Origin of the sequence: uncultured Porphyromonas sp. (genome assembly GCF_915070105.1) — a bacterium.
GTDB lineage: Bacteria > Bacteroidota > Bacteroidia > Bacteroidales > Porphyromonadaceae > Porphyromonas.
The window spans coordinates 1-6800 of the sequence record NZ_CAJZFJ010000093.1; the positions used below are offsets into that span (position 1 = coordinate 1).

At 56.1% G+C, this 6800-nt stretch carries 5 protein-coding genes; 3 read left to right on the top strand and 2 right to left on the bottom strand.

The window, feature by feature from the left end; all coding sequences use genetic code 11:
• From QZ554_RS07900 to QZ554_RS07910, 3 genes are all read left to right on the top strand, one after another.
• A partial coding sequence (locus QZ554_RS07900) for a gamma-glutamyl-gamma-aminobutyrate hydrolase family protein (RefSeq protein ID WP_297195660.1) occupies positions 1-719 on the top strand: 719 nt, incomplete at its 5' end.
• A gap of 76 nt (positions 720-795) precedes the next feature.
• Positions 796-2682 carry a membrane protein insertase YidC gene (yidC, locus tag QZ554_RS07905; protein ID WP_297195661.1) on the top strand — a complete coding sequence of 629 codons (1887 nt, stop codon included), beginning with the start codon at positions 796-798 and terminating at the stop codon, positions 2680-2682.
• Between the two features lie 136 nt (positions 2683-2818).
• Positions 2819-4699 carry an amidophosphoribosyltransferase gene (locus tag QZ554_RS07910; protein WP_297195662.1) on the top strand — a complete coding sequence of 627 codons (1881 nt, stop codon included), beginning with the start codon at positions 2819-2821 and terminating at the stop codon, positions 4697-4699.
• A gap of 559 nt (positions 4700-5258) precedes the next feature.
• Here QZ554_RS07910 and QZ554_RS07915 read toward each other — a convergent pair.
• Positions 5259-5798, bottom strand: coding sequence for an HD domain-containing protein (locus tag QZ554_RS07915; RefSeq protein WP_297195663.1), 540 nt, complete (start codon positions 5796-5798; stop codon positions 5259-5261).
• Positions 5795-6358, bottom strand: a complete 564-nt coding sequence (locus QZ554_RS07920; protein WP_297195664.1) for a CvpA family protein — start codon at positions 6356-6358, stop codon at positions 5795-5797. The genes QZ554_RS07915 and QZ554_RS07920 overlap by 4 nt, the downstream gene beginning before the upstream one ends.
• Positions 6359-6800: the final 442 nt, after the last annotated feature.

A 6800-nucleotide genomic window follows, 5' to 3' on the forward strand; every position in this document is an offset into this window, starting at 1 on the left:
AGCTCCAGGATGCCTACAAGTCCATCGACGAAGCTCTCCTACAGGCAGCGACCTATAACGGGCGTAAGCTTCGCCTCATCTCTATCCACAGCGAGCGTATCACCTCATCCAATGTCGCCTCTCTCCTAGAGGGGATCGACGGTGTGGTGGTAGCCCCTGGCTTCGGAGCAAGAGGAGTGGACGGGAAGTTTGAGGCTCTGCGCTACACCCGTGAGCACGGTATCCCTACACTAGGTATCTGTCTCGGGATGCAGTGTATGGTCATCGAGTTCGCCCGCAATGTGCTCGGCTGGAAGGATGCCCATACGACAGAGATCGACCCCTCGACCACGCACAAGGTGGTAGACCTGATGGAGGAGCAAAAGAGCATCTCCGAGCTAGGTGGCTCCATGCGCCTAGGTGGCTACGACTGCATCCTGCGCCCAGGGTCACGGATCGCTACGGCCTATGGAGCAGACTTCATCCGTGAGCGACACAGGCACCGCTTCGAGTTCAATAGCCAGTACCGCGAGGACTACGAGCGTGCAGGTATGGTCTGCGCAGGGGAGAACCCCGATACAGGCCTCGTCGAGACGGTAGAGATCCCCGACCATCGCTGGTACGTAGGGGTACAGTTCCACCCCGAGTACAAGAGTACGGTGCTCCATCCCAGCCCTCTCTTCATGGCATTCGTCAAGGAGGCTATTAGCTATAGCCAAGAGAACCAAGGCAAGTGCTAAGGCATTATATAGTATAGCATCCGAGTGGAGAGGAGGCTGTGATAGCCCCCTCCCTCACTCGGTCAGTAAATGATAAATGGATAAGAATACAATCATTGGAGCCCTACTCATCGGTGCTGTACTGATAGGGTTCACTCTCTTTCAGCAGTCGAGTCCGCAGCCGCAGGCCACTCCTACGACGGATACGACTCAGGTGGTAGCCCTGAGTCAGTCAGCCCTCCGAGCTACAGAGACGGGTGCGGATGGCTGTACGATCGACCACCCAGAGGACTCCGTCTCTGTAGTCGGCCCCGTACTCCCCGCCTACCAGCAGGAGCGCCCCGAGCAGACTGTGGTACTGAAGAACAAGAAGCTCACCCTCAAGCTCTCCAACAAGGGTGCCTCTCCCGTAGAGGCTACGCTAGCGGACTACACCGACCAGCAGAAGAAGCCCGTACAGCTCTTCCGCCAAGGTGACGCTACCCTCAACCTCCCCCTGCGTACGCTGGAAAATAAGATCGTCAATACCTCTACGGCTTACTTCGACATCATCAGTCAGAGCGACAGTGCGGCCGTCCTACGTATGCAGATCGACTCGGTGGCCTACCTAGACTTTGCCTACACCCTGCGCCCCGACGACTACCGTGTGGGGCTCACGATCACGGGACACGAGCTACGTCGTCTACTGCCCGTGAACATGACTACGCAGGATGTCGAGTGGCGGCAGCGCATGCCCCAGCAGGAGCAGTCCTGGAAGTTCGAGGGGCAGTATAGCGGTATCTACTATCACTTCCCCAAGGGTGATGTAGAGCGTCTCGAGACGAGCAGTGAGAGCACCGAGGAGATCAAGGAATCGCTCCAGTGGGTTGCCTTCAAGGATAAGTACTTCAGCTCTGTGCTGATCAACCAGCGCACGGGCTTCCAAAACAATAAGCTCACACTCAAGGCCGAGGATGAGGGTAGTGGCTACGTCCGCTCGTGCTCCCTCGTGGCCTCCTTCCCGATGTCAGTCAAGGAGGAGGTGACGCAGGTACCCCTAACCTTCATCTTTGGGCCGAATGACTACGAGCTCCTACAGCGCTATGACGCCGAGCTCTCGCAGAATGATGCCCCTCTGCAGCTAGACCACCTCGTCTATCTCGGCATGAGCGTCTTCCGCTGGATTAATAAGTATCTGATTATCCCGATCGTCACCTTCCTCTCGGGCTTCCTCTCTAACTGGGGGATCATCATCCTACTGATGACGCTGATCATCAAGATGCTGCTATGGCCCTTCACGCACAAGAGCTACCTCTCGCAGGCCAAGATGCGTGTCCTGAAGCCTCAGATCGACGAGATCAATGCGAAGTACCCCGGCAAGGATCAGGAGGCGATGATGAAGCGACAGACCGAGACGATGAACCTCTATCGCTCCGCAGGTGCTAGCCCGATGAGTGGCTGTCTACCTATGCTGCTGCAGATGCCCTTCCTCATCGCTCTGTACATGTACTTCCCTACCTCGATCCTACTACGTGGGCAGAGCTTCCTATGGGCAGAGGACCTATCGACCTACGATGCGATCATCTCGTGGGACTTCAATATCCCCCTCATCTCCTCCTTCCTGGGCAACCACCTGAGCCTCTTCTGCGTGCTGATGACAGTGACCAACGTCATCTACACACGCTACACGATGAGCCAGTCTCCTAGCTCGGCAGAGGGTATGGCTGGGATGAAGATGATGCCCTACATCATGTCCATCATGTTCTTCTTCATCTTCAATCAGAATGCCTCTGCGCTGAGCTACTACTACTTCGTCTCTACGCTGATTACCATCCTACAGTATCTAGCCTTCCGCTGGACACTCAACGAGGAGAAGCTACTGCACGAACTCGAGGAGAACAAGAAGAAGCCCCGCAAGAAGTCCAAGTGGATGCAGCGCCTCGAGGAGGCTCAGCGCCTGCAGCAGGAGCAGCAGCGCAAGGCTCAGAAGAAGGGTAAGCGCTAGACTATACCCCTCTCACCCCCTATAGATAACGACTAAGCAAGGATGCGCATCTTTCACTCCAAGGGTGCGCATCTTGCATTCGGATAATCCCCATTTCCCCCTAGTAGACTATTCTATTTCCCTTCCCTAGATACAAATGGAACCCCTCAAGCATGAATGTGGCGTGGCTATGATCCGCCTGCGTAAGCCCCTCAGCTACTACCAAGAGAAGTATGGTACGTGGATGTATGGGCTCAACAAGCTCTACCTCCTGATGGAGAAGCAGCACAACCGCGGGCAGGAGGGCGCAGGCCTAGCTGTCGTCAAGCTCCAGAGTGAGCCCGGTGACGAGTACCTCTTCCGTGAGCGTGCCGAAGGCTCCTCCGCCATACAAGAGATCTTCAATGCCGTCCATGCCCAGCTCGCCCATGCACCTGCCGATAGCCTCGGCGACGTAGCCTATGCCGAGCGCAACCTTCCCTTCGCAGGCTCCTGCCTCATGGGGCACCTCCGCTATAGCACCACGGGCAAGAGCGGCCTGACCTATGTGCACCCGATGATACGCCGTAGTAACTGGCGTGCTAAGACACTCTCGATCTGTGGAAACTTCAACCTCACGAACGTCTCTCAGGTCTTCGATGCCATTACCTCCGTAGGACAGCACCCTCGCCACGTCTCCGATATGCATATTCTGCTGGAGCAGATCGGGCATAGGCTGGATAGAGAGGTCGAGCGTCTCTTCATCGAGAGCAAGGGGCACGGCCTGCAGGGGATGGATATCACCCACTATATCGAGGAGCGTATGGATCTGGCCAACGTCCTGCGTCAGTGTGCCCCCCTCTGGGATGGAGGCTTCGTGATGTGCGGACAGACGGGTAGCGGTGAGAGCTATGCGATGAGAGACCCTTGGGGGATCCGTCCAGCCTTCTACTATGTAGATGACGAGATCGTCGTGCTGGCCTCCGAGCGCCCCGTCATACAGACGGTGATGAACATCACGAGTGACCGAGTGCAGGAGCTACACCCAGGGCAAGCCCTCCTCGTCAGTCGCTCTGCTGAGGTGCGCACGGAGCAGATCGTGGAGGCCAAGCCCAGCGCTGCCTGTAGCTTCGAGCGCATCTACTTCTCTCGTGGCAGTGACCGAGATATCTATCGGGAGCGCAAGGCCCTTGGGGAACACCTTACCCCTGCTATCCTCAGGGCAGTAGACGGAGACCTACAGCATACGGTCTTCTCCTTCATCCCCAATACTGCCGAAGTCGCCTATTATGGTATGGTCGAGGGGCTGGACAAGTACCTCACAGAGCAGAAGCTCCAGCAGATACAGTCCCAGCCCGGTCTCAGCGAGGAGGCTCTGAGGGCTATCCTTGCCCAACGTGTACGCACTGAGAAGGTCGCCATCAAGGATATCAAGCTCCGTACCTTCATCTCCGAGGGCAAGAGCCGTAATGAGCTCGCAGCACATGTCTACGACATCACGTACGGGTCGGTGGAGCGAGGTGTAGATAGCCTAGTGGTCATCGATGATAGTATCGTGCGGGGTACGACCCTTCGGCAGAGCATCATCGGTATCCTGGATCGCCTTGGGCCTCGCAAGATCGTCATTGTCTCTAGCTGTCCACAGGTGCGCTACCCAGACTACTACGGGATCGACATGAGCAAGATGAAGGAGTTCATCGCCTTCCGTGCTGCCATAGCCCTCATTCGTGAGCGAGGGATGCAGCAGCTCCTAGATGAGCAGTACCAGAAGGCACTCCAGCTAAGTCAGCTACCCGAGACGGAGTGGGTAGAGAATGTGGTGCAGGCTATCTATGCTCCCTTCACCCCCGAGGAGATCTCTGCCAAGATGGTAGAGCTCCTTCGCCCCGAGGGGACACGTGCCGAGGTGGAGCTTGTCTTCCAGAGCCTCGAGGGACTCCACGAGGCCATCCCACATCATCCAGGTGACTGGTATTTCTCGGGCTGCTATCCTACGGCTGGTGGCTCACACCTAGTCAATCGTGCTTTCATTGATTATATGGAGCTGGATCTAGGTTAGTGCCTAGTCGCCGAGTTCTCTAATCTCTTTATAGCCCCTGCCCTCAGAGTAATGAGGGTGGGGGCTTGCTTTATCTGAGGGTGGGGGATAGGGTGGAGCTTTGGACGCTCTCCCATCAAGGTGGGAGAAGTCTACAAACCAATCCCTGAGGGCACGAAGATCCATCCGTGAGGGAGTGGAGACGCTTGTCCCGAGGGTAGGAATGCCCATTTCCCTGAGTAGGCTAAAAAGTAAGGAAGGTCACCCACTCCCACGCTATGGGGTAGAGGGTGACCTTCTCTGAAGGGGGGAGCCACGAGCAGATTAAGTGAAAACTCCGAAAAACAGGATTTGAGTTCCTCGATACCTTTGTAATCTACTGTATCCCCTGTCGCCAGGAGAACGTCCCTCGAGAGGGGCGTTGTAGCCCGCCATTAGCATCTCGGTTTGTCTCGGTTTTCAACTATAGTACGATGAGTTTCCCAACCGACATCGTGGCTCTGTTTCTTTCCTAAGACAAAGGTAGAGTTAATCGTGGAAGAATGCAAATAAATGCAGGGAAATCCTCTATCAGGCGAGCCTATTGTCCGAATAGCTCGTGTAGGAGCTCGAAGCGCCGCAGTGCCTCCTCTCCGTGTTTGGCGAAGCCTGAGCGTACCTTGTCAAGGCTCTTACGCTGTCCCAGCTTCGTCTTGGAGTAGAACTTGTCCGCATAGCAGATCAGCTTCTCCTCCAGACTCTCTGGGGTGTAGATCCCAGGGGGTAGGGCGATCCCTCGGCTACGTATCTCCTCCTCGGTCAGCCCGCTGCCCGTATGACGCTCGGCGACTAGGGCGTGGCGGGGGAATCCCAAGCTCCTCAGCAGCTCCGCCCCTAGATAGCCGTGTAGGATATAGGGTGCATCGCCGTGGCAATGGATCTCGGGAGCGTTGGTCTTATAGATACCTATATCGTGGAGCATAGCAGCCTCCTCGACGAAGGTGCGGTCGAGGTTCATCTCGGGGTGTCGATCCACGAGCTCTAGGGCTAGGCCAGTGACGTCCTCGCTATGTAGCCGCAGGACACGCTCTATGTCGCTACCCTCGGGGTAGTAGCGGTGGATCAGCTCTAGTGGGTTCATCGTCTGCGATTCTTAGTGGGTGGGGGAGTAGGAGCTTCCTCGGGGTGCTTTGGTTCCTCGGGGAAGATGATGGTCTTCGCCTGCCGTATATCGCCTACGGCACGTATGAGGTAAGGGTAGAGGACGGAGGTCTGTCGGGTCGTCAGAGGCTCACCGCTCGAGGGCTTGAGTGGAGGCGTAGGGAAGATCCCCTCGAAGAGCAGACACGCATAGCCCATGAGGTAGATACCCACGAGTAGCCCAAGCACGAAGCCTAGTATGTGGTCGAGGATCCCCAGCAGCGTCCCCTTCGTTAGGGAGGAGAACCACCCACCTAGCATACGGATCCCTAGGTACACGAGGGTAAAGCCTATGAGTGGAATGATGAAGCTCCAGCCTCCTATGGGATGACCGACCAGCCCCTCTAGGAAGGACTGAACCCAGGGTGTGATGCGCCAGGACTCGCGGAAGGCGATGACAATGGCTGCCACCTGCACCACGCGCTTCACCGCTCCACCGAAGAGGCCTGCTAGGGTGAAGAGGAGCACTGCTCCTGCGAGGAATATATCTAGTTGATTCATCTCTGTCTCGTTATGCACTTATTGGCTACAAAGTTAGCGCATCTCGCTTATATCGGCCTTTCGGGTTATGCTTAGGACAGGGGCGTACTTAGGGCTTTTGGGGCTACTTGCCTTCGGTGGGAGGAACTCTGCTTCGCTAGGTAGGTAGGCAGGGCCGACGCATGATCTCGCTCGCACACTCCTGCCTTTGGATCTTCGGGGGTGTTTTTTTATATCCCGGGGAGCCTTAGCCCATCACTAAAGATCCTAGGCATTATCCCCAAGAAACAGACGTACAAGCGAGCCTTAGAGAGGAGATACTTAGAGCGCACTTGTATACACGCGTGTATACAGTTGTGTACACGTGGGTATATAGTTGTGTACACACGTGTATACTCATGCCTCCTCGGTAGGAGGTGTTCGCTTGGCATATCTATGCTGGGACATAGATACTTCTATCTTC